We start from the raw sequence: 25,429 nt of genomic DNA on the forward strand, positions 1-25,429 counted from the left end.
CTAGCGCCTGACCCGCCGAAAAGGTTGATCCTGCTCATGAGCCAAGCCCCCCTCGTCCTGGTGGACGGTTCTTCTTATCTGTACCGCGCCTTTCACGCGCTGCCACCGCTGACCACCTCCAAAGGCCTGCCGACCGGTGCGGTCAAGGGCGTGTTGAACATGCTCAAAAGCCTGCGCAGGCAGTACCCGGACAGCCCGTTCGCCGTTGTTTTCGACGCCAAGGGTGGGACCTTTCGCGATGAAATGTTCGCCGAATACAAGGCCAACCGCCCGAGCATGCCCGATGACATGCGCCTGCAAATCGAGCCGCTGCACCAAAGCGTCATCGCGCTGGGCTTCCCGCTGCTGTGCGTCGAAGGCGTCGAGGCCGATGACGTCATCGGCACTTTGGCCCGCAGCAGTGCGGCGGCAGACCGCCCGGTGGTGATTTCTACTGGCGACAAGGACATGGCGCAGTTGGTCGACGGGCACATTACCTTGGTCAACACCATGACCGGTAGCGCGATGGACATTGAGGGCGTGAAGGAGAAATTCGGTGTCGCTCCCGAGCAGATCATCGATTACCTGGCACTGATGGGCGATTCGTCCGACAACATCCCGGGCGTTCCGGGCATTGGCCCGAAGACTGCGTCCGGCTTGCTCGTAGGCGTGAATGGCGGCCTCAAAGAGCTTTATGAGCAGTTGGATATCGTGCCGACCCTGCCGATTCGCGGGGCCAAGAACCTGCCGGCCAAGCTGGAAGAGCACAAGGAGATGGCGTTCCTGTCCTATCAACTGGCGACGATCAAAATCGACGTACCGCTGGATGTAGGCCTGGAAGATCTGCACCTGATCGAGCCTGACCGTGAAAAGCTGCTGGAGCTGTACACGCTGCTGGAGTTCAAGAGCTGGATTGATGAGATTCAGCGCGACGCCAAGCGTGTCGAGCTCAAGGCTTCGACCGAGGCGGCGCCGTCTGCCGAAGCCGTGGCTGAGGTAGTAGCGGCCGCGCCGGTGGAGGCGTCCTACACGACCATCCTGGACCAGGCGACTTTCGATAGCTGGCTGAAGAAGCTCAACGACGCCAAGCTGTTCGCATTCGATACCGAAACCACCGGGATCGACGCGCAAAAAGCGCAGTTGGTTGGGGTTTCCTTCGCCGTGCAGCCGCATGAAGCCGCCTACATCCCGTTGACCCATTCCTATGTCGGTGCGCCCGAGCAGTTGGATCGCGACACGGTTCTGTTGGCGTTGAAGCCGCTGCTCGAAGACCCGACCAAACTCAAGGTCGGCCAGCACGCCAAGTTCGACATGAACATCCTGGCCAATTGCGCCATCGGTGGTGACCCTGCGCACGGCATCACCGTGCGCGGCATCGCCTTCGACACCATGCTTGAATCCTACGTGTTGAATTCCACCGCGACCCGGCACGACATGGACAGCTTGGCCAAGAAGTACCTGGACTACGACACTGTCAGCTTCCAGGACATCGCCGGCAGAGGCGTCAAGCAACTGACATTCGACCAGATCGCGCTTGAGCAGGCCGGGCCATACGCAGCTGAAGATGCGGATATAACCCTGCGCCTGCACCAGGCGTTGCATGCACAGCTGTCAGCCATACCGAGCCTGGCCAGTGTGCTGACGGATATCGAAATCCCGTTGGTGCCGGTGCTGGCGCGTATCGAGCGCCAGGGCGCATTCGTGGATAAGGACCTGTTGGGCATCCAGAGCATCGAGCTGGGTAACAAGATGGTTGAGCTGGAGCGCCAGGCGTTCGAGATCGCCGGTGAAGAATTCAACCTGGGTTCGCCCAAACAGCTCGGGGCGATTCTCTACGAGAAGCTTGGGCTGCCGGTGTTGAAAAAGACGGGCAAGGGGCAGGCGTCCACGGCCGAGGAAGTGCTGGCCAAGTTGGCTGAAGACGACTTCCTGCTGCCCAAAGTGCTGATGCAGTACCGCAGCATGAGTAAGCTGAAAAGCACCTACACCGACCGGCTGCCCGAGCAGATCAACCCGCGTACCGGGCGTATTCACACCTCTTATCATCAGGCTGTGGCGGCGACCGGGCGATTGTCTTCGAGCGATCCGAACCTGCAGAACATTCCGGTGCGCACCGCTGAAGGGCGGCGGATTCGCCAGGCGTTTGTCGCGCCCAAGGGCTACAAGCTGCTGGCGGCGGACTATTCGCAGATCGAGCTGCGGATCATGGCGCACTTGTCCAAGGACGAGGGCTTGATGAACGCGTTCCGTAACGACTTGGACGTGCACACCGCTACAGCGGCCGAGGTGTTCAAGGTTGAGTTGGCTGAGGTCAGTTCCAACCAGCGTCGCAGTGCCAAGGCGATCAACTTTGGACTGATCTACGGCATGGGCGCGCAGAAGCTTGGCAAGGATATCGGCGTCGATACCAAGACCGCCAAGGCGTATATCGACGTGTATTTCGCGCGCTACCCTGGCGTTCGCGAGTACATGGAGCGCACGCGTGCTCAAGCGGCCGATCAAGGCTATGTAGAAACCTTCTTCGGGCGTCGGCTGTACTTGCCGGATATCAATTCCAACAAGCCTCAGGAGCGAGCAGCTGCAGAGCGCACGGCGATCAACGCGCCGATGCAGGGCACCGCGGCGGACATCATCAAGAAGGCCATGGTGTTGGTGGATAACTGGCTGACGGAGTCAGGCCTGGATGCCAAGGTCATCCTGCAAGTGCACGATGAACTGGTGCTTGAGGTGCGCGAGGATTTGGTTGCGCACGTCAGCGAGAAGGTCCGCGAGTACATGAGCGCAGCGGCCAAGCTGGATGTACCGTTGGTGGTGGACGTAGGCGTGGGCGATAACTGGGACGAGGCGCACTGATTTCGCGGCTCTGCCACTGCCGGGGTGGTGGCAGAGCGCTTTAGATCGGAAAACGGTGTCAGTTATTTCCAATAGTTTTTTTAACCTGCCGGAACTTAACCTGTGAACTGCTACTCAGAGTTACTGAATGGGTGGTGAAGCCCTTCAATGCTCCTATGTTGTGTTAAGTGTTGGCAGATATCTGGACCCCGCCCTAGCGGTCCGGAACTTGGACCCCGAACTTCCCCTCCCCATACGAAGTCCGGGGTTTTTTTTGCCTGCAGAAAAGTTATTCCGCGACTTCCGCGCCCTTGTCCGCCAATTCCATCCAACCGGCCAACACAGTGTAGGCGTCTTCCAGGCCCATGCGCTTGGGCGCCGAGAACAGCTGGATGGTGATCGCATCACCCCAACCCTTACGGATCTCGGACTGCACTTTGAGCAGGGTGTTCTTGGCTGCGCCGTAGGTCAGTTTGTCTGCCTTGGTCAGCAGGATATGCATCGGCATGCCGCTGGCCACGGCCCAATCGAGCATCAGCAGGTCGAAGTCGGTCATTGGATGACGGATGTCCATCATCAAAATCAAACCCTTCAAACTCTCCCGGCCACCCAGGTAAGCCTCCAGGTGACGCTGCCAGTGCAGCTTCAACGGGATAGGTACTTTTGCGTAACCGTAGCCCGGCAGGTCGACCAGACGCCGATCATCGTCTAGCTTGAAGAAATTGAGAAGTTGCGTGCGGCCCGGGGTTTTCGAGGTGCGTGCCAGGCTGGCATGGGTCAGGGTGTTCAACGCGCTGGACTTGCCGGCGTTGGAACGACCGGCAAAGGCGACTTCAAAGCCTTCGTCATCGGGGCATTGGTCTACTTTGGCGGCGCTGAGCATAAACGTGGACTGTTGGCACAGGCCGAGGATGGGATTCTTGAGTTGCATGAGATTTCCGATGTGGGCGGTGCCGAAAAAGGGTGCGGCAAGCGGTGTCGTTTCCGTTTCAGTAGCGCCAGTATATAATGCCGCAGATTTTGTGTGTGCTTTGTCCCAGCGAAGGATGAGGTTCACGGGAGCGAAAGACCTTCATTGCGCATTAGAACGCAAAACGCTCTCAAACCCTGAAAAGGTCGATGTATGACCCGATGGTTGCTCGCTTTTGGTGTCCTGATTCCGCTTTACGGCGCTCAGGCTACACAGGATCCGGAGGCGGTGTACAACCGAGTTTGCGTAGCTTGCCATGCCGGCCAGCTGCCTAACGCCCCAAACGGGGTGACCAGGCAGCCTGGCAGCCAAGACTGGCTAAGGGCATGGACACGTTGGTGCAACACGTGACCCAGGGTTTCAAGGCAATGCCGCCGCGTGGTTTGTGCATGGACTGCAGTACTGAGGATTACCAGGCCATCATTGAATTGATGGTGAGTAAACCCGGTAGATAACTCTTAAACCCTTAGCCGTAGTTGGATTAGCTGATGAACAAACTGATCGTGAGTCTGCTGTTGACCTTGGGCATCACCAGTGTTGCCCATGCTGCAGGCGACGCTACAGCGGGTCAGGCGAAAGCCGCCGTGTGTGGTGCTTGCCATGGACCGGATGGCAATAGCCCGGCGCCGAACTTCCCCAAACTCGCCGGCCAGGGTGAACGTTACCTGACCAAGCAGATGCACGACATCAAGGACGGCAAGCGCACGGTGCTGGAAATGACCGGCTTGCTGACCAACCTCAGCGATCAAGACCTGGCGGACATCGCGGCGTATTTTGCCAACCAGAAAGGCAGTGTGGGAGCTGCCGACCCGAAACTGGTCGAAAAAGGCCAAGCGTTGTTCCGTGGCGGCAAACTCGCCGAAGACCAGCCTATCGGCGGCATGCCGGCGTGCAAGGCTTGCCACATTCCGGACGGCGGCGGTGTCGCAGCGGCGGGCTTCCCTCACCTGAGTGGTCAACATGCTCAGTACACGGCCAAGCAATTGAAGGATTTTCGCGAGAAGGTTCGCTATATCGATGGCGACGCGGGTAACAAAATGATGACTGATATTGCGGCCAAGCTGTCGGATAAAGACATCGAAGCGCTGTCCAGCTACATCCAGGGTCTGCACTGATCCGGGCAGGACGTTAACGCTCGATTAATCCATCGATGCAAGCATAAAAAGGGTGGCTTAGGCCGCCCTTTTTTGTGGCCGGTGCCGTTACACTAACGAACTCATGCCCGCGTAGACCTGTCACACCTAAAGGTCGCGTGAGGCGACTTTATTTGTCCAGGAGTAAAGCATGCGTAATCTGATCCTCAGCGCCGCTCTCGTCACTGCCAGCCTCTTCGGCATGACCGCACAAGCTGCCGATAATGTGCCGCTTGAAGCCGGTAAAACCTACGTTGAATTGGCCAACCCGGTGCCGGTTTCGGTGCCAGGCAAGATCGAAGTCGTGGAGCTGTTCTGGTATGGCTGCCCGCATTGCTATGCTTTTGAGCCGGTCATCAATCCATGGGTCGAGAAGCTGCCTGAGGATGTGAATTTCAAACGCGTTCCAGCGTTGTTCGGCGGCCCATGGGATGCTCATGGTCAACTCTTCATCACGCTGGACACCATGGGTGTAGAGCACAAAGTGCACGCAGCGGTGTTCAATGCCATTCAGAAAGAAGGCAAGCGCCTGGTCAAACCTGAAGATATGGCTGATTTCGTCGCCACTCAGGGCGTCGATAAAACCAAATTCCTTGAAACGTTCAACTCGTTCGCTGTGAAGGGCAAGATGGCCCAATACAAAGAGCTTGCCCAGAAGTACGGCGTACAAGGCGTACCTACGCTGATCGTTAACGGTAAATACCGTTTCGACATCGGCAGTGCTGGTGGCGAAGAGCAAGCGCTGAACGTTGCCGACCAACTGATCGCCAAAGAGCGCGCAGCCAAGTAAGGGGCCTACCATGCGCCGCTGGGGTACTGAACGTGTCGTTGGCCTGCATGATGCGAAGGTCAACGAGCATCACCTGGAATCCACAGGCCTTCCGGCAGATAGCCGCCTGCGCTTGCTCAGCTTCAATATTCAGGTGGGCATCAGCACCGAAAAGTATCGGCACTACCTCACCCGTGGCTGGCAGCATTTGCTGCCCCACAATGGGCGTGCCGTTAACCTGCAAAAAATCGGCAACCTGCTGAACGACTTCGATTTGGTCGCCCTGCAGGAAGCTGACGGCGGCAGCATACGCTCCGGCTACATCAACCAGGTGGAACACCTGGCGCAGCTCGGCGCGTTCCCGTACTGGTATCAGCAACTCAACCGCAACCTCGGGCGTCTGGCGCAGCACAGCAATGGTGTGCTCAGCCGCTTGAAACCGACCGCCATCGAAGATCACCCCTTGCCAGGCCCCAAAGGGCGCGGGGCGATCCTCGTGCGTTTCGGCGAAGGCCCCGAAGCCTTGGTGGTGGTGATGATGCACCTGGCGCTCGGGGGGCGTACGCGCAACCTGCAGCTCGCCTACATTCGTGAATTAATTGGCAACTACAAGCACCAGGTACTGATGGGTGACATGAACACCCATGCCAACGACCTGCTGCAGAATTCCCCGTTGCGGGACCTCGGGTTACTGGCGCCGCAAGTCGAAGCCACGTTCCCCAGTTGGCGCCCGCAACGCTGTCTCGACCACATCCTGCTCAGTCCGACACTCACACTCGAAAGTGTGCAAGTACTGGCGCAGCCCATCTCCGATCACCTGCCGGTCGCGGTAGAGATTCGTCTGCCGGGTTCGCTTACGGCTGATGCATTACCCGCGTTGAGCCCAGGCCCTCGCGGACCCCTTGCATGAGCGACGACGCCCAGCGCTGGAAAGAGAAATACCTGAAAAGCGTCGAGCAGCAAGACAAGCTCGAACGTCGCTGGGCTGCCCGTCTCGACCTGTTACGTCGAGGCCTGGTGCGCAGCACGCTGGCGGCTGAGGGCACCGATCGCGCGGTTGACCAGTGCATGAAAGAGATGCGCGACGTCGTGCGTACCGACGACATGGACGCCGCCCTCGCGGCCCTGCTGCCGCGCCTTGAAAAGGCGGTGCTGGATTCGGAACAGCGCCGCGAAACCCGGGTTGACCAGATCAGCACTGCGCTCACGGCCCTGGTTGCGCAGCTGCAAAAACTGCCGCTGCCGCGTGAAGTGGCACGCCCGCTGAAAACCTTTGCCAAGCAACTCGATGGTCGAGTCGGCCAGGCACGCGAGATTCCTTTGTTGCTCAGCGAGCTGAGCAGCCTGCAAGGTCAGGCGCTGAATAACCTGGACCCGGATGGCGAAACCCCGCGCCCTGGGCCGGGTTTGCTGCAACGCCTGTTTGGCGCGAAAGAGGGTTCGAATGAAGCGCCGGTGGCTGAAGCTGTACCCGCGCCGGCTGCGCCAAAATCCGCTGCGCCCAAGCCCACCCCTGAGCCTCAGGAGCCGGAGCAATCCGAAGAACTGACACAAGCCTTGCGCGCCTTTGCGCCACTGCCGCAAACGCCGGCAGCGTCACAACCCGAACACGTTGTGCCTGTCAAAGTAGCGGAGGTTGCCGGCGAAACCTTTGTCTTCGAGGCGCCGGCTGCAGAGGAGCCTGTCGTTCTGCCCGCCGAGGTACCTGAACCTGAAGCAGTGGAGGCGCGGGTTGAAGAAACCGCTCCAGAAAGCGCACTTGCCGCCTTTATCGAAGAAGCGCAGGTCGAGGTCGACACTCCGAACGAAACCGCCATTGGCAGCTTGTCTCTCCCGCCTGTGCTGGAAAGTCCCGAGCCTGACCCGGATGCGTTGGAATCGGATGGCGTCTACGCACTGCCGGACTCGCCGGAGCCTTCGTACAGCTCGGTTGCCAAGCACATCGAAGACACCTTGCTTGGCCTGCTGGAAGACCTGTCACTGCCCGAGCGTCACCGTCCTCAGGCTGAAGCCATGCGCGAGCGCCTGGCTCATGGCTTGAACTGGTACGAACTGTTGCCGATTCTTGATGACCTGGCGGTGTTGATGCTGGCGATCACCGACAGCGGCCAGCACGAGTTCGAGGCTTACCTCAAACAGCTCAATGAGCGCCTCGAAGCGTTCCAGGGCCATCTGCAAGTGGCCAGTGATGGCCACGCTGACAGCCGCTCGGCTGCGCGCGAGCTGGACACGCAGATTCGCGAGCAAGTCGACGGCCTGCAAAGCAGCGTGCAGGAGGCGGCCGACCTGGACAGCCTCAAGCACGTGCTGGAGAGCCACCTTGAAGGCCTGCTCGGCACCATGGATCAACATCAGCAGCAGCGTGATCAGCGAGAGCAGGAAGTGGCGGCGCGCCTCAAGGGGCTGGCTGAGCGGGTGGCGAATATGGAACAGGAAGCCCAGGGGTATCGCGAGCATCTGGAAGTCCAGCGCCAGAAGGCGTTGATCGATCCGCTCACCGGCCTGCCCAACCGGGCGGCCTGGAGCGAGCGTCTGGACCACGAAGTCAACGCTTGGCACCAGCGCGGCAACAGCCTGTCGCTGGCCATGCTGGACCTTGATCACTTCAAGCGCGTCAACGACGGCTATGGGCACTTGGCGGGCGACAAAGTGTTGAAGATCATCGCCAATGTGCTGCGCAAGTACCTGCGCCCGACTGACTTTATTGCGCGGTTTGGTGGTGAAGAGTTTGTGTTGCTGATGCCTGACTCCGCTTTGGCGGATGCCTTGGGCGTGGGCGAGGTGCTGCGCGCGGCGATCGAAGCGTGCCCTTTCCATTTCAAGGGCGAGCCGGTGACGATTACGGTGTCCATGGGCGTGGCGCAGTTCCAGCCGGGTGAGCGCAGTGACTTGGCGCTAAAGCGTGCCGACGAAGCACTTTATCGAGCGAAGGCCGCGGGACGTAATCAGGTGCAGGCGGCGTAAAAGATGTTCCATTTTGTAATTTGACCGCTCAAGCACAATCCGTACGTTACACTGTTGCATTATCGTCTTCAGCGTAATGTCTTCTGCCATGAAATCCCTTTACCTCGCCTTCGTACTGCTCCTGCTCGCCGGCTGCGCGAGCGGCCCTCGCCTGAACACCAGCCATCCTTCGCTCAATCACGACAATCGTGTGCAATTCGTTGTCGTCCATTACACCTCCACCAACCTTGAACGCTCCCTGGCGCTATTGACGCATGGCCAGGTCAGCAGTCATTACCTGATTGGCGATGATGCTTCAGGCACCATCTATAAGCTGGTGGATGAGAGCCAGCGTGCCTGGCACGCCGGGGAAAGCGAGTGGATGGGCCGCACCTGGCTCAACTCCAGCTCCATTGGTATCGAGATCGTCAATCCGGGTTATCGCGACACGCCGACTGGCCGCGTCTGGTACCCGTATTCCGAGGCGCAGGTGCAGTCGTTGGTGGTGTTGCTCAAGGACATCAGCAAGCGCAATGGCATCGATCCCAAGAACATCATTGGCCATAGCGATATCGCGCCGTTGCGCAAGCTCGATCCGGGCCCGTTGTTCCCGTGGAAGCGCTTGGCGGCTGAAGGGCTGGGAGCCTGGCCGAATGCGCAGGTCGTCGCTCGATTCCAGATGCAGTACGCCGCTAATCTGCCGAGCATTACTTGGTTCCAGGAAGAGTTGGCACGGTTGGGCTATCAGACACCACAGACCGGCGAGCTGGATGTTGCCACGCGGCACGTGATCGCGGCGTTCCAGATGCATTTCCGGCCGTCGCTGTTTGATGGCACGCCGGATGCCGAAAGCGCCGCAATCCTGCGCGCATTGAACCGGAGTTAGGCGCTAAAGCGGCAGCGCCATGTAGAACTGCGTGCCCTGCCCCGGCCTCGAGTAGACGCCCATGCGCCCGCCGTGCAGTTGCACGATTTCCTTGCACAGCGCCAGCCCCAGGCCGGCGCCGCCTTTCTTGCGTCCAACCTGCACGAAAGGTTCGAAGATGCGTCCCTGCTGGCCATAGGCGATACCTTCGCCGTTATCCTCGACGCTGATAATCACCCGCTCGCCATGCCGGCGCGCCTGCAGGCGAATTTGCCCGCCATCGGCGGTATGGCGCAATGCGTTGCCTAAAAGGTTGTCGAGTACGCGCTCAAGCTGGGCCTGGTCTGCGTACAGCCTGGGCAACCCGGATTGGGCTTCGACCAGCAATTCGACGTGCTGAGCATTTGCCAGCTCAGTAAAGCGTGCCCGTGCGTGTTCCAGCAAGTCGGTGACATCGCACGGCCCTAGCGTGAGTTTTTGCAGGCCGTTCTGGTAGCGCGAGAAGTTGAGCAAGTCGTTGATCAGCTGCATCAAGCGCTGCATTTCTTCATTAACCGTATCCAGCAGGTCCGCTTCACGGGATTCTGCGGGAAACTTCGCACGCTCGCGAAACAGACCAAAGGCCATGTGCATGCCGGTGACGGGCGTGCGCAGTTCGTGGGAGGCCCGCAAGACGAATTCGCTCCGCACGCGCTCGAAAGCGCGCTGCTCGGTCACGTCGTGCAGCACCATCACCGCCCCAAGAATATGCCCTTGGGTATGACTGACTGGCGTCAGGCTGTAGGTCAGCAGGCGCAATTCGCCCTCGACCTCCACTTCCAAATCCTCAGGTGCCCGCTCCAGGTTGCCGCCGCGCAGCACCAGTTGCAGTTGCTCATCCATTTCGGGGCGACCCAATGCTTCGCCCAAGCCCTGCCCCAAGCGTGCCTCGTCCCAGCCCAGCTGGCGCTGTGCCACAGGGTTGAGATGTTCGAGGCGACCTTGGCGATCGATCATCAGCAGGCCATCGTCGATGCTGTCGAGCACCGCTTGCAGACGCTGCTGGCCGGCCAGCAGTTCGTCGACATTGGTTGCCTGATGTTGGCGCAACGCTTCGGCCATGATGCCGAAGCGGCGGGTCAGCTGGTTCATTTCCGCGGCCGACGAGATGGGCAGCGTCACTTCGAAATCACCCTGCCCGATCTTGTCGGCGGCCTTGGCCAAGGCTTCGATGGGGCCACCAAAGCGTCGGGCGATACCGTGTGCCGTAATGAAGCCGATGATCAACACTGCCAGCCCGACCAGGCCCAGAAGACCGGCAATCAACAGCGCCCGGTCGCGGGATTTGTGTTCACTCTCGTTGATATTATCCAGCGCGTGCTTGTGCTCGGCGATCAGGCCATTGCGCAAGGCGTTAAAGGTTTCGGTCAGCTTCGGGTTTTTGCTATTTGCCACTGAGCTTTGCTGGGCTTCATCAAATGCCTTGAGGAAGTTCAGGTAGTCAACGCGTGCCTGGCTGAACCCGCTGAGCTTGCCGTCTTGCTGTTCATGGGCGATGCCCTCATCCAGCAAGGCGAAATACTGCTCTTTTGAGGTTTTCAGTACCTCGGGGTCCGGTTGCTCCTGCAGCATCAGGATCAACTGGTCGCCCAAGGTCTGACGCAGCTTGAGGCCAAGGTCCAGCGTGATGAAGTTGCTGCGGATCAGCGACTCCTGACTCTTGGCCATTTGCATGACACTGACCAGTCCCAGAACCAGTCCCAGCAGGGCGACGGTGATCAGCGCTGAGATACTCAGGAACAAACGAGTGCGCAGTTTCATCGCTAGCTTCATAGGGTACAGCTCACAGGTTGTACTGTTTACGTTTGCGGTACAGGGTCGACGCGTCGATACCGAGAGTGCGGGCCGCCTGATCCAGCGTGTCACTGGTGGCGAGTACCGCGCCGATGTGGGCTTTCTCCAGCTCATCCAGACTCAGCGCTGCCCCAATGCGCGGCGCATTGTTGGTCGGCTGCTCGGCCATCCCGAGGTGGCTGATTTCAACCTTTTCCTGGGGGCAGATGATGCTGGCTCGCTCCACAACGTTTCGCAGTTCTCGGATATTCCCCGGCCAGCGGTAATTGAGCAGTGCTTCGCGCGCTTCATCGCTGAAGCCGCGTGCCGGTCGGGCATATTCCTTGACGAAGCGCGCCAGGAAGCGGTCGGCCAAGGTCAGAATGTCTTCACTGCGCTCACGCAACGGTGGCAAGTGCAAGGTGATGACATTCAGGCGGTAGAGCAAGTCTTCACGGAAGCGGCCTTCGCGCACCATGTCTTCCAGGTTCAGGTTGGTCGCCGCGAGAATGCGTACATCAGCGCGTCGGGTGACCGGGTCGCCCACGCGTTCATATTCCTTGTCCTGAATGAAGCGCAGCAACTTTGGTTGCAAGGTGAGGGGAAAATCTCCGATCTCGTCGAGAAACAGCGTGCCGCCATCCGCCTGGTTGACTCGGCCCAAGGTGCTTTCGCTGGCGCCGGTAAAGGCGCCACGGCTGTGACCGAACAGTTCGCTTTCCATCAGCTCTGCCGTCAGCGACGGGCAGTTGATGGTCACGCAGGACTTCTTCGAGCGCTTGCTCCAGCCGTGAATGGCGCGCGCCAATTCACCCTTGCCCGTGCCTGACTCGCCGAGGATCAAGATGTTGGCGTCGGTGCCCGCGACTTGGCGCGCGGTTTCCAGCACTCCCATCATGGCCGGGCTGTGGGAATCGAGGCCGTCCTTGGGCTGGCGAACTTCGCCTTCCAGGGCTTCGAGGCGAGCGGAGAGTTGGCGCACTTCCAATTGCTTGGCCGTAGCGAGGCGCAGTTGGTCTGGGCTGCATGGCTTGACCAGGTAGTCGGCGGCGCCAGCCTGGATCGCGTCGACTGCGGTATCCACGGCGGAGTGTGCGGTCACAATCACCACGCGCATCCACGGCGCCTGGATGCGCATCTGCGCCAACACGTCCAGGCCATTATCCTCGCCCAGGCGCAGGTCCAGGAAGCACAGGTCGAACACCTGGCGCTGCATCAGTGCATCCGCCTGCGCGGCGCTGTTGGCGGTGGCTACGGTGTAGCCTTCATCTTCCAGGCAGTAACGGAAGGTGCGAAGGATCGCGGATTCGTCATCCACTAAAAGAATGCGGCCTTGAAGTTCCTTGGCTGATTCCATCTGTCCCGCGCTCCCCTTAACTATGAATGATGGTGTTTAGTCCCGGAATAATCGGGCAAGTTGCATGGTTTATTCTGATCGATAAAAGCCGTCTTCGCGCAGGTATCTGCACAACCTCCTACAAACGCGCGATTTGCTGGCCTTTTCATGCCTCGTAGCCACTTCGGCAAAGCTATTTCTCTTTTCGATCCCCTGACCCGACCACTGACCATCGTGCATTTCGCACGGCCTGGATAGGGGCATCGTGCAGGATGCTGGGCTATAGATTCGAGATGTATTGTTAACTCATTGATTTTGTTGAGTTTTATTTTGTAAAAAAACTGGCACGCGCCCTGCAATATCCCTCTCAACAGTGTCATGACCGAATAATCAGAATGCGGGAGAAATGCAGCATGACTCGCCAAAGCCTCAGCCAATTGCGTGTATCGCCACTGCGCTTGCAGCAAGGTCTGTTTGCCAGCTTGGCCTTGATGGTCACGTTGATTGCGGGCCAGCAATTCCAGCATTGGCAGCAGAGTCAGCAGCAAACCCTGCAATTCGAACGTCCGGTGATGACCCAGCACCATTTCAGTTCCGTCAGCAGCGTGACTGCCGACGTTACCGCCCCGCAATTGAGAGTGGCAGACCAGGATTCGACTCTTGGCGAGTTGCCTGCTCAAGAACGTTGGGTGTTCTAGGCAACAAAAGGCCGCTTATGTTGAGCGGCTGCACGGCACTACCGCTGTTACCCCTATAAAAGCGTAAGGAGAATCACCATGTTGAGTTGGGCAATCACATTTCTGATCATCGCCATTGTGGCTGCAGTCCTGGGCTTCGGTGGTATCGCGGGCACCGCCACGGGTATCGCAAAAATTCTGTTTGTGGTCTTCCTGGTGATGTTCATCGCTTCGTTCTTCTTTGGTCGTCGCGGCCGAGGCTGAATATGACCACTTTGTTTATCAAAGCCTGTGCTGCCGCCCTGATTCTGGGCGGTAGCGGCCTGGCGATGGCCGCCAATGACGGTCAATCCCGGGCTAACGAATTGCTCAGTGCGGACAAGCAGTACCGCGAAACCTGGCAAAGCGTGGTGAAGAAAGAACAACGCCTGCCGGAATGGGTGATGAACCTGTCCGGTACGGCCGAACAAATGAATGCCGTGGAAGAAGATGGCGATAAGTACCTGGTCGGGCCACTCTGCGAGACTGCAGACACCTGCCTGAACAAGCGCCTGATCGTTGCCTTCAGCTACGACAAGGAAGACGCCTACGCCATGTTGGTGGAAGTCCCGGCCGGTTTGCCGGCAGACAAATCCCCGACGCGGCACGCCGATTACCGTTTTATCGGTAAGCCGAACGAAGGCATGAAACAACTGCTGATGGAACAGCTTAAGAAAGATCCGAATTGGTACTAGGTTCCGTCTGACGCATCTGTCGTCAACGGAGCTGGCGTCCATAGAAAGAAGCCCTTTGCTTCTTTCTGTCTGCACCACTCGCCAAGGGTGGTGCATGACCAGGGGGCCGGGTTGCTCTGATCGAGTCGGATCGGCGTGACCTACGGGTACAGGGAGTGCCTGCGCAAGGGCCGGGTCAGGCGAAAAGCTGCGACGCAAGTTCACAAGTCCTCAAGCTTGCTGAACTTGCGGCGGGCTTATCGCGCATTAATCCTCTCGTATGTCGCCCATAGTCGCTATTTTCTATCTCGCCTCCTCCCAAGCGTTACCGGGTGTGTCGGTGCGACCTTCTATCTAGAAAATTAAGCTCGCGCTATAGGACTCTTCGGACGCCAACCCCATCTAATTCCAGGCATTTTTGCCAGTGACTCACAGACGTCCAACCTCTCTGAGCGAGCCGCTCGTGGCCGGTTCACGGCATATTCACCGGACGGAATGGCGGAATCGAACTGACCGTTCAGACAACTATTTTCAAAAAAAGCCATGCCGATTCGGCATAGGGTAGGCGTTTACGGCATTAGACGTCGCCCCCTTGCATGGGAATAGTTGCGCCTTTTTTCGCCTGCCAGTAAGCCATTTCGGCCACGCTGCGGTGACCTTCTACGGAGGCAGATGCACACACTTTTTCGCTTCCGAGCGTTCCAGATGGCGCATGTGCCTTAAGTCCACTTGAAGTAAGGGTAATGACATGAAGAAGGCAAAGCTAAGCCTCGCCTGGCAGATCCTCATCGGTTTGGTGCTGGGGATCGCAATCGGTGCAGTGCTCAACCATTTCAGTGCTGAAAAAGCCTGGTGGATCAGCAATGTGTTGCAGCCGGCGGGCGATATCTTTATCCGCCTGATCAAGATGATCGTGATCCCGATTGTGATTTCCTCGCTGATCGTCGGCATCGCCGGCGTGGGTGACGCGAAGAAGCTCGGTCGCATCGGCGTCAAAACCATCCTTTACTTCGAAGTGGTCACCACCATCGCCATTGTGGTCGGTCTGTTGCTGGCCAACCTGTTCCACCCAGGCGCTGGCATCGATATGAGTACCCTGGGTACCGTCGATATCTCCAAGTACACCGCCACCGCTGCCGAAGTGCAGCATGAGCATGCGTTCATCGAGACCATCCTCAACCTGATTCCCTCGAACATCTTCGCTGCCGTCGCCCGTGGCGACATGCTGCCGATCATCTTCTTCTCGGTGCTGTTCGGCCTCGGCCTCTCGAGCCTCAAGCCGGAACTGCGTGAGCCTCTGGTCACTATGTTCCAGGGCGTTTCCGAGAGCATGTTCAAAGTCACCCACATGATCATGAAGTACGCCCCGATCGGCGTATTCGCGTTGATCGCGGTGACCGTCGCCAACTTCGGCTTCGCCTCGCTGCTGCCGCTGGCCAAGCTGGTGATTCTGGTTTACGTCGCCATTCTGTTCTTCGCCTTCGTGGTGCTGGGCCTGATCGCTCGCCTGTTCGGCTTCTCGGTGATCAAGCTGATGCGCATCTTCAAGGATGAGCTGGTGCTGGCCTACTCCACCGCCAGTTCCGAAACCGTGCTGCCGCGCGTCATCGAGAAGATGGAAGCCTACGGCGCGCCGAAGGCCATCTGCAGCTTCGTGGTACCGACCGGCTACTCGTTCAACCTCGACGGTTCGACCCTGTATCAGAGCATCGCGGCGATCTTCATCGCCCAGCTGTACGGCATTGACCTGTCGATCGGCCAGCAGCTGATGCTGGTGCTGACCCTGATGGTGACCTCCAAAGGCATCGCCGGCGTACCGGGTGTGTCCTTCGTCGTATTGCTGGCTACCCTGGGCAGCGTGGGCATTCCGCTGGAAGGCCTGGCGTTCATCGCCGGTGTCGACCGTGTGATGGACATGGCGCGTACCGCACTCAACGTGATCGGCAACGCCTTGGCCGTGTTGGTCATCTCCCGCTGGGAAGGCATGTACGACGACGCCAAAGGCGAGCGCTACTGGAACTCCCTGCCGCACTGGCGCAGCAAACAGGCCTCGTCAACCGCCCAAGCCACTCGCGGCTGATAGCCCGCGGCGTGAACACAAACCCCGGAAAATTCCGGGGTTTGTCGTTTCTGTCAGCCCCGCTATCATTCGCCCCATCTTTCGGGGGATTCAACAGATGCTCAATGGCCTGTGGCTTGGCTTCTTTGTCGTGGCAATGGTGTCAGCACTGGCGCAATGGCTGATTGGCGGTAATGCCGGGATTTTTGCGGCGATGGTGGAAAGTATTTTCGCCATGGCCAAATTGTCGGTGGAAGTCATGGTGCTGCTGTTCGGCACCCTGACCTTATGGCTGGGCTTTTTGCGCATCGCCGAAAAAGCCGGGATCGTCGACTGGTTGGCCAAGGCCCTTGGCCCGCTGTTTCGCCGCCTGATGCCGGAAGTGCCGGCCGGCCACCCCGCTATCGGCTTGATCACCCTTAACTTCGCCGCCAACGGCCTTGGGCTGGACAACGCTGCCACGCCGATTGGCCTGAAAGCCATGAAGGCGCTGCAGGAACTCAACCCGATCCCCAACACCGCCAGTAACGCGCAGATTCTGTTCCTGGTGCTTAACGCGTCGTCGCTGACGCTGTTGCCGGTGACCATCTTCATGTACCGCGCCCAGCAAGGCGCAGCGGACCCGACGCTGGTGTTTCTGCCGATCCTGCTGGCAACCAGCGCCTCGACTCTGGTCGGCTTATTGTCGGTGGCGGTGATGCAGCGCCTGCGGCTGTGGGATCCGGTGGTGCTGGCCTACCTGATTCCCGGCGCATTGATCCTCGGTGGCTTTATGGCGTTGCTGGCGACCTTGTCCGCCACGGCGCTGGCCGGTTTGTCATCGATCCTTGGCAACCTGACGCTGTTCGGGTTGATCATGCTGTTTTTGCTGATCGGTGCGCTGCGCAAGGTCAAGGTGTACGAGGCGTTCGTCGAAGGCGCCAAAGAGGGTTTCGACGTTGCCAAGAACCTGCTGCCGTATCTGGTGGCGATGCTGTGCGCGGTGGGCGTGTTACGCGCCTCGGGTGCCTTGGACTTTGGCCTTGAAGGCATTCGCCACCTGGTGGCCTGGACGGGTTTGGACACGCGTTTTGTCGACGCGTTGCCGACCGCCATGGTCAAGCCCTTCTCCGGCAGTGCTGCGCGGGCGCTGCTGATCGAGACCATGCAAACCAAGGGCGTGGACAGCTTCCCGGCGTTGGTGGCGGCGACGATTCAGGGCAGTACGGAAACCACCTTCTACGTGTTGGCGGTGTACTTCGGCTCGGTGGGGATCCAGCGGGCGCGGCATGCGGTGGGGTGTGCGTTGCTGGCGGAGTTTGCCGGTGTCGTGGCGGCGATTTCGGTGTGCTACTGGTTCTTCGGTTAAGGCTTAAATGGCTATCGCAGGCAAGCCAGCTCCCACATGTTGATGTGTAAATACATTCAAAAATGTGGGAGCTGGCTTGCCTGCGATGAGGCCCTTAGCCTTTCGGTGCCGCATTGCCCTGCTGTACCACCCAATCCACCACCTGCTTATTCAACTGATCCCCCGCCTGCCCAAACGCGGCCACCACCGCCGGCACTTTGGTGTCACCCACCGGCTGCTTCACCTCAAACCGCCGGCTGGCAATAATGCGCTGATCACTCCCCCGCACCAGCCTTGCGTCCAGTCGGACGACTACCTCTACAGCACTGCCGTGGTACTCGCTCTGAAACGCCTGCAATTGCCCGCCCAGCTCGTAATCGGCCTGCAAGTTGGTCTCGTCGGTACTCAACAGCGTCACCCGCCCATCGCGCTGGAAACCGTCCATGAACCGGTTGCGCAGCAACACCGGCGTCGGGTCGCTCCAGCGTGAGTTCGCATAGCTGCTGATCAGGTCACCGTTGGGCACCACGGCAATGCGCGGGCTGTCGAGAAACTCGCTGCTCTGCGGCTTGCTCACGCGCAGCGACCAGCTCACCGGCGCGCCTTGGGTGGTCGTCTGGGCCGAAGCCAGGCGGTACACGTCCGAAGGGTCGGGCTTGGGCAGGATCGAGCAGGCGCTGACCAGCACCAGGGCCACAGGGGCGATCAGTTGATAAGCGCGCTTCATGGCGTGAACTCCTTATTCTTGTCGCTGCCCAGCAGGTAGCCGCTGGGGTTGGCTTCCAGGCGGCGGGAGATGGCGCGCAGCGAACCCAGGGTTTCGCGCAGTTCGCGCACGGCCGGCGCCAGTTCATTGAGGCCCTGCATGCCGCTGTTCACCGAGTCCTTGTTATTGGTCAGCAAGGTGTTGATGGTTGCGGTGCTTTGTTCGAGCGATCTCATTGCCTGCTCGGCGCTGCCGAAGGCTTGCTTGCCTTGATCGTTGAGCAGGCCGTTGGCGTTGCGCATCAGCACGGTGGTTTGCTCCAGGGCGGCCGTCGCCTGTTTGCTCACCTGCATCAATTGCTGCATCACCAGCTTGATGTCACCGCGTTGCTCGGCGATGGCGCCAGTGGTTTGTTGCAGGTTGTCCAGGGTGTTGCTCAGGCGCTCGACGTTCTCCCGGGAGAACATGTGGTTGGCGTTGTGCAGCAGCAGGTTGATGCTGGTCATCAGGTCGTTGCTGTTAGTGAGCAGGCGCGCGATCGGCGATGGCGAGGCGATGATTTCCGGCAGGTTGCCGTCCTTGCCCTTCAGTTCCGGGCTTTGCGGTGTGCCGCCGCTGAGCTGGATGATCGAGGTGCCGGTGATGCCGGTCAGGGCCAGCTTGGCCTGCGTGTCTTCCTTGATCGGCGTCTGCCCGGCCAGGCGGATACGTGCCAGTACGCGGCGCGGGTCGTTGGGGTCCAGGCGAAGGCTGGTGACGTCGCCCACCTTGATCCCGCTGTACTGCACCGAGCTGCCTTGCGACAGGCCGCTGACCGCCTCGTTGAACACCACTTCATAATCCTGGAAGGCACTGTCGACGCTGGACTTGGCCAGCCACAGGCCAAACAGCATCGCGCCGACCACCACGATTACGCTGAACAGACCGATCATCACATGATGGGCTCGGGTTTCCATGTCATACCTCGTTGAGCGATTGAGCGGCATCCAATGCCGCGCGGCCGCGGGGGCCGTGGAAATATTCGTGAATCCAGGGGTCGTTCGTTTCCGAGACGACATCAATGGCATCGGCCACCAGCACTTTCTTCTGCGCCAGCACCGCCACACGGTCGGTGATGGTGTACAGCGTGTCGAGGTCGTGGGTGACCAGGAACACGCTCAGCCCCAGCGCATCGCGCAAGGTCAGGATCAGTTGGTCGAATTGCGCCGCGCCAATCGGGTCGAGGCCGGCGGTGGGTTCGTCGAGAAACAGGATGTCCGGGTCCAGCGCCAAGGCTCGGGCCAGAGCCGCACGCTTGATCATGCCGCCGGAGAGTGACGCCGGGTACTTGTCGGCCGCCGACAGCGGCAACCCCGCCAGGGCAAGCTTGACCGCGGCCAGGTGCTCGGCGTCGGCGCGGCTGAGGCCCGCGTGCTCGATCAGCGGCAGGGCGACGTTTTCGGTGACGGTCAGCGAGGAAAACAGCGCGCCCTTCTGAAACAGCACGCCAAAGCGTCGTTCCACCTGTGAGCGTTGCTGTTCCGGCAGGCTCGGCAGGTTCTTGCCGAACACCCGCACCTCGCCTTCGCTGGGGCGGCGCAGGCCGACGATGCTGCGCAGCAACACCGACTTGCCGCTGCCGGAACCGCCCACCACTGCGAGGATCTCGCCCTTGTACAAATCCAGATTGAGGTTCTCGTGCACGCTCTGGCTGCCAAAGCGGTTGCACAGGCCGCGCACTTCGATCACCGCCTCGGTGGGCGCACGGTGTAGACGACTCACCAGCCCATCTCCATAAAGAACAGCGCGGCAACCGCGTCCAGCACGATCACCACAAAAATCGATTGCACCACGCTGGAGGTGGTGTGGGCACCGACCGATTCGGCGCTGCCGCTGACCTTGAAGCCTTCGAGACAGCCAATGGCGGCGATCAGGAAGGCAAAGATCGGCGCTTTCACCATGCCCACCAGAAAATGTTGTACACCGATGTCCGATTGCAGCAGCGAGAGAAACATCGCCGGTGAAATATCCAGTGCCACCGCACACACCACGCCGCCGCCGACGATCCCGGAGAGCATCGCCAGAAAGGTCAGCATCGGCAGCGACACCAGCAGCGCCATCACGCGCGGCAGCACCAGCAGCTCCATCGGGTCCAGGCCCAGGGTGCGGATGGCGTCGATTTCTTCGTTGGCCTTCATCGAGCCGATTTGCGCGGTGAAGGCGCTGGCGGTGCGGCCGGCGATCAGGATTGCAGTGAGCAGCACGCCAAATTCACGCAGGAAAGAGAACGCCACCAAGTCCACGGTAAAAATGGTCGCGCCGAAACTCTTGAGCACCGTAGCGCCGAGAAATGCCACCACTGCGCCGACCAGGAAGGTCAGCAAGGCCACGATGGGGGCGGCGTCGAGGCCGGTCTGTTCGATATGCGCGACCATGGGCGTAATGCGCCAGCGCTTGGGGCGCAAGATGCCGCGGGCGAAGGTTTCCAGGATCAGGCCGATAAAGCCGAGCAGCTTCTTGCTGTCTTGCCACACGGTGTCCACCGCGCGGCCGATGCGCGCCAGCACCTGGATGCCGGCGGCCTCTTCCGGGGCTTTGTCCGGCACACAAAAATCATTCAGCGAGCGGTAGACGGTTTTCAGCAGCGCGCGGTCGGCGGCGGACAGGCTGCAATCGGTCTGTTCGGCCGATTGCTCGATACGGTGCGGCCCCAGCAGCTCTACCAGCAGTGACGCGCCGGCGGTATCCAGGGCGCCCAAGCCATTGAGGTCGATGCGTGCGCCGGCGTCGTATTGGCCGTCGAGTGTGTCCGACAGCTTCTTCAGGTTTGCGTAGTGGGCAAGCGTCCAGTCCCCCGTAATCCTGAGTAACGGAGGAGCGGTAGTCGTGTCGAGATGGGCGGCGCCCGCCGTGGTACTGGTGGTCATAAGCTCCGAGCTTGTTTGGCTATCCAGAATTCCTACGTAATAGCACGATACGGCCTACTTTGGCGTGTCCGTTTGTGCTGTGTCAGTGACTTTGAATCGCAGCACGCCAATGACCTGGCCGTCCTCCGTCAGCACCCGCACTTGCCAGCGGCCTACCGCGTCGGCGGGGAAGTTCTGCTTGTGCGTCCAGGCGCGGTAGCCTTCGTCCCGCCCGCCGTGGATATCCAGGGCAATGCGGTCGACCTCTTTGCCGTTGAATTTCCACACATGGTAAATCCGCTCATCCAGCCCGCGCGGCGCGTTGATCGCGGTGTAGGCGTACAGCCCGCCACTGCGCAGTTGGGCGGCGGTGACTTCCTTGAGGTCATCTCCGGGCGTACGGTCCTGCAGTTGGGTGCTGATCGCCACTTCGGTCATCCACAGCGTGGCCGGCGGCACCCACGTGCGCAGGAACCAGCCGGCACAGCCAATGGCGGCCGTCACCCCCAGCAGCATCGCCCAACCTTTGAAGCTGCGCAGCGGCAAGCTGACCGCCAGGCTCGGGATCGACAGCGCCATAGCCACACCCAGCGCCAATTTGTAACTTTCGGCGGTGGTCAGGTGCAGGATGATCGGCAGCGCGGTAAGCAGCGCGGCGAACAAGGTCAGTGTGTGCAGCGCCAGGAACAGTGAGCGTTTCGGCGCCAGCCACTTGTAGTACAGCGGGTCGGTGATCGACACCAGTGCCGCCGCGCCGAGCAGGCCGGTGAAAACCGACTGGCCGCTGTTCCAGGTGGTGGTGACGAAAAAGAAGGGCAACACAAAAAACAGACTTTCCTGGTGGATCATCTGGGTGGCGTAGCGCAGCAGGGGTTCGGGGATTTCGCGTTTGAAGACCTTGGCGAACAGCTGGGTGAAGCTGTTTTCCAGCATCAGCCACAGCCAGCTCACCAGCATGATCACGGCGATCCAGCTGGCCATGCCCTGCTGGCGATCCACCAGCATGAAGCTGCACACACCCGAGATAAAGCCGCCGAGTGCGATGACCCCAGGGTAGCGCTTGATCAGGACGAGAATGCGCTGGATAAGGGGCGGCAGCTTTGGCATGAGCGATCCACAATGTGTGTAGGAAAAAACCCGGACAGAATAACGTCTTAGTCCTGTGTTCGGTGCCTCATTACGCGATCCGTTTGCGATAAAGCCGCAGGCCGCCCAACACAATGGCGATCAGCCCGAGCACGCCCGCGCCGATCCAGGTCAGGCTGTCGTAGCTCAACAGCGGTTTTTCGATACGCCAATAGCCCGCCTGGTCAAACACTTGGCGCATGGCCTGGTTGGCCTGTTTCAGGTTGACGGCCTTGATGCGTTTAACCGGGTCGCTGAAGTGGCCGTCGGCGTAGTCGCCGGATGCACTCCAGTAGTAATCGGCCAGCGCACTGTTGCCCTGCACGGCCCACGCCTGGCGCGCGATAGCAGCTTGCTGCAGGCGGGCGAAGGTGGCCGCGTCGAGGCCGTCCTTGAGCAGTTGCGCCTTGAGCGCTTGCAGCACCTGTTCGGCCTGCGGCAGGTTTTCGCGCTCAAGGTCGGCATTCAGGCTCAGGAAACCGACGCCACCGAGCACTTCACGCTCGCTCCACGGGCCGTAGGACAAACCGTGCTTGAGGCGCAGTTGGCGGTACAACGCCCAGTCGAGGTAGTCCTTGAGCAGGTCGTAGGTTTCATCATGCTGGTCGTCCAGTACTGGTTCCGGGAACAGCCAGTGCAGTTTGGCGCTGTCACCGATCCAGCCGTGGATCAGGTCGCGATGGCTGGCGGCGGCGTGTTGAATTTCCGGAAGCGGCAAATGCTCGCTCGGCTCGATGGGATCAAGTTGGCCGTAGGTGCGTTCCAGGTAGGCCGGCAGCAGTTTGTCGAGGTCGCCGACGATGATCAGGGTCATGTTGTTGGGCGCGTACCAGTTTTTGCGCAGCGCTTGCAATTGATCGCGGGTCAAGTGGTCGACCTCGGCGCGCTCAGCGCACTTGAGCCCCAGCTCAACGGCCAATTGGTTGCTGGCGGTGTGGCCAAGGTCCTGGCGGTCGAGCAGGCGTTGCAGGTGCGAGTAATGCCCGCCGTCTTCGCGTTCGACCACGCGCTTGGCCGCAGAGATGTTGGCGTCGGTCAATTCTGTGCGAGTGATGATGGCCAACAGCAAATCCAGCACTTTGCGCTGGTTTTGCGCGGGCGCTTCAATCACGAAAGTGGTGTCGGCGTTACTGGTGTAGGCGTTCCAGTCGCCGCCCAAGGCCTGCATGCGTTCTTCGAGGTCGCCTTCGCCGCCGCCGTCGATGCCACTGAACAACAAGTGTTCGAGCAGGTGCGGCAGCTCTTTTTCTTCACAAGGGAAGTCATCCAGGCCTACGCCTACCACCAGGCGGATAGCCACGTGCCCGCGCTCGGTGCCCGGTTTGAGCAGCAGCTGCAGGCCGTTGGGCAAGGTGTAGCCCTCGACTTGCAGGCGGTCAAAGGCAAAGGTATGTGCCGAGCCCATGAGCAGGCAGGCGAATAACAGGCGACGCATAACAGCTTCCTGGCGAGTGAGGTCCACTGTTAACTGACTTCACTCACCGTCGTACGTTCAGGGTGAATGGGTGATGTCGGCGATATCTTCGGCCGAGAGCGCGCCGGTGTCGGACGTTTCGAGTACGACGTAGGCGCTGCTGCAGAACAGCGAGTTGAGGCGTTTCATGTCGGCAATCAGCTCCAGGTGCAGGGAACTGGTTTCCAGGCTCTGTACGATCTTGCGTTGCAGACGGCTGACGTGGGCGTGGGCCAGGCGGCGTTCCTGAGCGCGGAAGCGGCGCTTCTCGCGCAGCAGTTGGCGGGCGCTTTCCGGGTCGGCACTGAGGAACACCGACAGGCCCAGACGCAGGTTGGCAATCAGCTGGGTGTGCAGGCCGGCCAGCTCCTCCAGACCTACTTCGGAGAACTGCCGACGTTGCGAGGTTTTCTGCTGCTGAACTTTGCGCAGCATGCGCTCGATCAGGTCGCCAGCCAGTTTCAGGTTGATCGACAGCTCGATGATCTCGGCCCAACGACGGCTGTCCTGTTCGCTGAGGTCTTCACGCGGCATTTGCGCCAGGTAAAGCTTGATCGCGCTGTACAGGGCTTCAACGTCGTCACTGAGGCTGCGCATTTCCTGAGTGATGGCGGTTTGCTTGCCGCGCAACACTTCGAGCATTGCGGTGAGCATGTTGTCGATCAGGTCGCCCAGGCGCAGGGTTTCGCGCGCGGCGTTGGCCAATGCCAGGCTTGGGGTGTCGAGCGCGGCAAGGTCGAGGTGGCGCGGTTTGGCTTTGCCGTTGGTCTCGGCCTGTTCCGGCAGCAACCAAGCGCACAGGCGCGCCATTGGGCCGATCGTCGGCAGCAGGATGAGGCAGCGGCTGACGTTGTAGAGCAGGTGGAAGGTAATGACCATGCCTTGGGCGCTGTAGTCCAGGCCGTCCATCCAGCCTACGAGCGGGTCGAGCACCGGGATGATCAGCAGCAAGCCGATCAGTTTGTACAGCAGGCTGCCCAGTGCCACTTGTCGACCGGCCGCGTTCTGCATGCTGGTACTCAGAAACGCCAGCACGCCACTGCCGATGTTGGCGCCGATCACCAGGCCGATGGCCACGTGCAGGCCGATCACGCCCGCCCCGGCCAGGGTTGCCGTGAGCAGTACGGCAGCCAGGCTGGAGTAGGAAATCATCGCGAACAATGCACCGACCAAGGCATCCAGCAGGATGTCGCCGGTCAGCGAGGCAAACAGCACTTTGACGCCTTGGGCGTGGGTGATGGGCCCAGCGGCTTCGACAATCAGTTGCAGTGCCAGAATGATCAGGCCCAGGCCGATGCCGACGCGGCCCATCTGCCCTGCTCGCGTCTGTTTGCGCGACAGGAAGAAAATCACCCCGAGAAAAATCAACAGCGGCGACAGCCAGGACAAGTCAAAGGTCAGCACGCGCGCCATCAACGCTGTACCGACGTCGGCACCGAGCATGGTCGCCAAGGCAGGCGTGAGCCCCATCAGGCCCTGGCCGACAAAAGATGTCACCAGCATTGCCGTGGCGTTACTGCTTTGCACCATGGCCGTCACCAGGATACCGGCGACAAACGCCAGCCAGCGCTTGGACATGTTCTGCCCGATGACTTGGCGCAAGTTAGAGCCGTAAACCCGCAAGATGCCGGTACGGACGATATGCGTGCCCCAGATAAGCAGGGTCACGGCGGAAAGCAGATTGAGCAAGGTCAGCATGCTCGGCCCCCGTGTGGGTTAGCTCAAAAAGAGCAAATAAGAATTGCCGCGTGCCGCTCTACGTCTTGTACTTAAGCTGTAGTTGGCGAATGGGCTGCGCGCCAGCATCGCATAGCTAAAGTCGTGTTTGAAATAAAACTGTCATGA

Annotated in this window: 21 protein-coding genes and 1 pseudogene; 12 read left to right on the top strand and 10 right to left on the bottom strand. The window is 60.0% G+C overall.

Going from position 1 to position 25,429, the window contains the following annotated elements; genetic code table 11:
* The first annotated feature begins 36 nt into the window (after positions 1 to 36).
* Positions 37 to 2,832, top strand: a complete 2,796-nt coding sequence (polA, locus tag AB5I78_RS00390) for a DNA polymerase I (RefSeq protein ID WP_242200483.1) — start codon at positions 37 to 39, stop codon at positions 2,830 to 2,832.
* A 268-nt stretch (positions 2,833 to 3,100) separates the two neighbouring features.
* Here polA and yihA read toward each other — a convergent pair whose 3' ends face one another.
* A complete protein-coding gene (yihA, locus tag AB5I78_RS00395; RefSeq protein ID WP_242200480.1) occupies positions 3,101 to 3,742 on the bottom strand; it encodes a ribosome biogenesis GTP-binding protein YihA/YsxC in 642 nt (213 codons plus the stop codon).
* A gap of 192 nt (positions 3,743 to 3,934) precedes the next feature.
* Between yihA and AB5I78_RS00400 the strand changes: the two are divergent.
* The 6 genes and pseudogenes from AB5I78_RS00400 (at position 3,935) to AB5I78_RS00425 (ending at position 9,512) form a co-directional block, all read left to right on the top strand.
* Positions 3,935 to 4,236: pseudogene (locus AB5I78_RS00400) on the top strand (cytochrome c5 family protein).
* A 33-nt stretch (positions 4,237 to 4,269) separates the two neighbouring features.
* On the top strand, positions 4,270 to 4,896 hold the full coding sequence (locus AB5I78_RS00405; protein WP_369302749.1) for a cytochrome c: 627 nt from the start codon (positions 4,270 to 4,272) through the stop codon (positions 4,894 to 4,896).
* A 169-nt stretch (positions 4,897 to 5,065) separates the two neighbouring features.
* Positions 5,066 to 5,704 (top strand): thiol:disulfide interchange protein DsbA/DsbL, encoded by a 639-nt coding sequence (locus AB5I78_RS00410; protein WP_119741330.1) that lies wholly within the window; start codon positions 5,066 to 5,068, stop codon positions 5,702 to 5,704.
* 10 nt (positions 5,705 to 5,714) lie between these two features.
* Entirely contained in the window at positions 5,715 to 6,593 is an 879-nt protein-coding gene (locus tag AB5I78_RS00415; RefSeq protein WP_119741332.1) for an endonuclease/exonuclease/phosphatase family protein, read from the top strand.
* Positions 6,590 to 8,647: a diguanylate cyclase gene (locus AB5I78_RS00420; RefSeq protein WP_369302748.1), complete on the top strand. Its 2,058-nt coding sequence runs from the start codon at positions 6,590 to 6,592 to the stop codon at positions 8,645 to 8,647. The genes AB5I78_RS00415 and AB5I78_RS00420 overlap by 4 nt, the downstream gene beginning before the upstream one ends.
* Positions 8,648 to 8,735: 88 nt before the next feature.
* Complete coding sequence (locus AB5I78_RS00425) at positions 8,736 to 9,512, top strand: N-acetylmuramoyl-L-alanine amidase (RefSeq protein ID WP_369302747.1); 777 nt, start codon at positions 8,736 to 8,738, stop codon at positions 9,510 to 9,512.
* A gap of 3 nt (positions 9,513 to 9,515) precedes the next feature.
* Here the strand turns inward: AB5I78_RS00425 and AB5I78_RS00430 are convergent, their stop codons facing one another.
* Positions 9,516 to 11,303, bottom strand: coding sequence for a KinB sensor domain-containing domain (locus AB5I78_RS00430; protein ID WP_369302746.1), 1,788 nt, complete (start codon positions 11,301 to 11,303; stop codon positions 9,516 to 9,518).
* A gap of 10 nt (positions 11,304 to 11,313) precedes the next feature.
* Positions 11,314 to 12,660: a sigma-54-dependent response regulator transcription factor AlgB gene (algB, locus tag AB5I78_RS00435; RefSeq protein ID WP_369302745.1), complete on the bottom strand. Its 1,347-nt coding sequence runs from the start codon at positions 12,658 to 12,660 to the stop codon at positions 11,314 to 11,316.
* A 392-nt stretch (positions 12,661 to 13,052) separates the two neighbouring features.
* Between algB and AB5I78_RS00440 the strand changes: the two genes are divergently transcribed.
* The 5 genes from AB5I78_RS00440 (at position 13,053) to AB5I78_RS00460 (ending at position 17,436) form a co-directional block, all read left to right on the top strand.
* The gene (locus tag AB5I78_RS00440) at positions 13,053 to 13,337 is read left to right on the top strand and encodes a hypothetical protein (protein ID WP_369302744.1); all 285 of its coding nucleotides are present in this window, start codon (positions 13,053 to 13,055) and stop codon (positions 13,335 to 13,337) included.
* A 78-nt stretch (positions 13,338 to 13,415) separates the two neighbouring features.
* Positions 13,416 to 13,580, top strand: coding sequence for a DUF1328 domain-containing protein (locus AB5I78_RS00445; RefSeq protein WP_003170804.1), 165 nt, complete (start codon positions 13,416 to 13,418; stop codon positions 13,578 to 13,580).
* A gap of 2 nt (positions 13,581 to 13,582) precedes the next feature.
* Complete coding sequence (locus AB5I78_RS00450; RefSeq protein ID WP_119741338.1) at positions 13,583 to 14,050, top strand: inhibitor of vertebrate lysozyme family protein; 468 nt, start codon at positions 13,583 to 13,585, stop codon at positions 14,048 to 14,050.
* 727 nt (positions 14,051 to 14,777) lie between these two features.
* Entirely contained in the window at positions 14,778 to 16,109 is a 1,332-nt protein-coding gene (gene gltP, locus AB5I78_RS00455) for a glutamate/aspartate:proton symporter GltP (RefSeq protein WP_369302743.1), read from the top strand.
* 97 nt (positions 16,110 to 16,206) lie between these two features.
* Positions 16,207 to 17,436 (top strand): nucleoside recognition domain-containing protein, encoded by a 1,230-nt coding sequence (locus tag AB5I78_RS00460; protein WP_145158541.1) that lies wholly within the window; start codon positions 16,207 to 16,209, stop codon positions 17,434 to 17,436.
* Positions 17,437 to 17,530: 94 nt separating this feature from the next.
* On the opposite strand, the gene AB5I78_RS00465 is transcribed toward AB5I78_RS00460, so the two are convergent.
* The 7 genes from AB5I78_RS00465 to AB5I78_RS00495 all read right to left on the bottom strand — a co-directional run bounded on the left by AB5I78_RS00465 (position 17,531) and on the right by AB5I78_RS00495 (position 25,282).
* Positions 17,531 to 18,142, bottom strand: a complete 612-nt coding sequence (locus AB5I78_RS00465) for an ABC-type transport auxiliary lipoprotein family protein (RefSeq protein WP_369302742.1) — start codon at positions 18,140 to 18,142, stop codon at positions 17,531 to 17,533.
* Complete coding sequence (locus AB5I78_RS00470; RefSeq protein ID WP_369302741.1) at positions 18,139 to 19,077, bottom strand: MlaD family protein; 939 nt, start codon at positions 19,075 to 19,077, stop codon at positions 18,139 to 18,141. Before AB5I78_RS00470 ends, AB5I78_RS00465 begins: the two co-directional genes overlap by 4 nt.
* A 1-nt stretch (position 19,078) precedes the next feature.
* Positions 19,079 to 19,882 (bottom strand): ABC transporter ATP-binding protein, encoded by an 804-nt coding sequence (locus tag AB5I78_RS00475; protein ID WP_369302740.1) that lies wholly within the window; start codon positions 19,880 to 19,882, stop codon positions 19,079 to 19,081.
* Positions 19,879 to 21,027: an ABC transporter permease gene (locus tag AB5I78_RS00480; RefSeq protein WP_145158549.1), complete on the bottom strand. Its 1,149-nt coding sequence runs from the start codon at positions 21,025 to 21,027 to the stop codon at positions 19,879 to 19,881. Before AB5I78_RS00480 ends, AB5I78_RS00475 begins: the two co-directional genes overlap by 4 nt.
* Positions 21,028 to 21,081: 54 nt before the next feature.
* Entirely contained in the window at positions 21,082 to 22,113 is a 1,032-nt protein-coding gene (locus AB5I78_RS00485; protein WP_106576053.1) for a DUF5924 family protein, read from the bottom strand.
* A gap of 70 nt (positions 22,114 to 22,183) precedes the next feature.
* Positions 22,184 to 23,566, bottom strand: a complete 1,383-nt coding sequence (locus AB5I78_RS00490) for a M16 family metallopeptidase (RefSeq protein ID WP_369302739.1) — start codon at positions 23,564 to 23,566, stop codon at positions 22,184 to 22,186.
* 57 nt (positions 23,567 to 23,623) lie between these two features.
* Entirely contained in the window at positions 23,624 to 25,282 is a 1,659-nt protein-coding gene (locus tag AB5I78_RS00495; protein ID WP_106576055.1) for a Na/Pi cotransporter family protein, read from the bottom strand.
* Positions 25,283 to 25,429: the final 147 nt, after the last annotated feature.

The organism is Pseudomonas sp. N2-3-1-14 (assembly GCF_041228395.1).
Lineage (GTDB): Bacteria > Pseudomonadota > Gammaproteobacteria > Pseudomonadales > Pseudomonadaceae > Aquipseudomonas.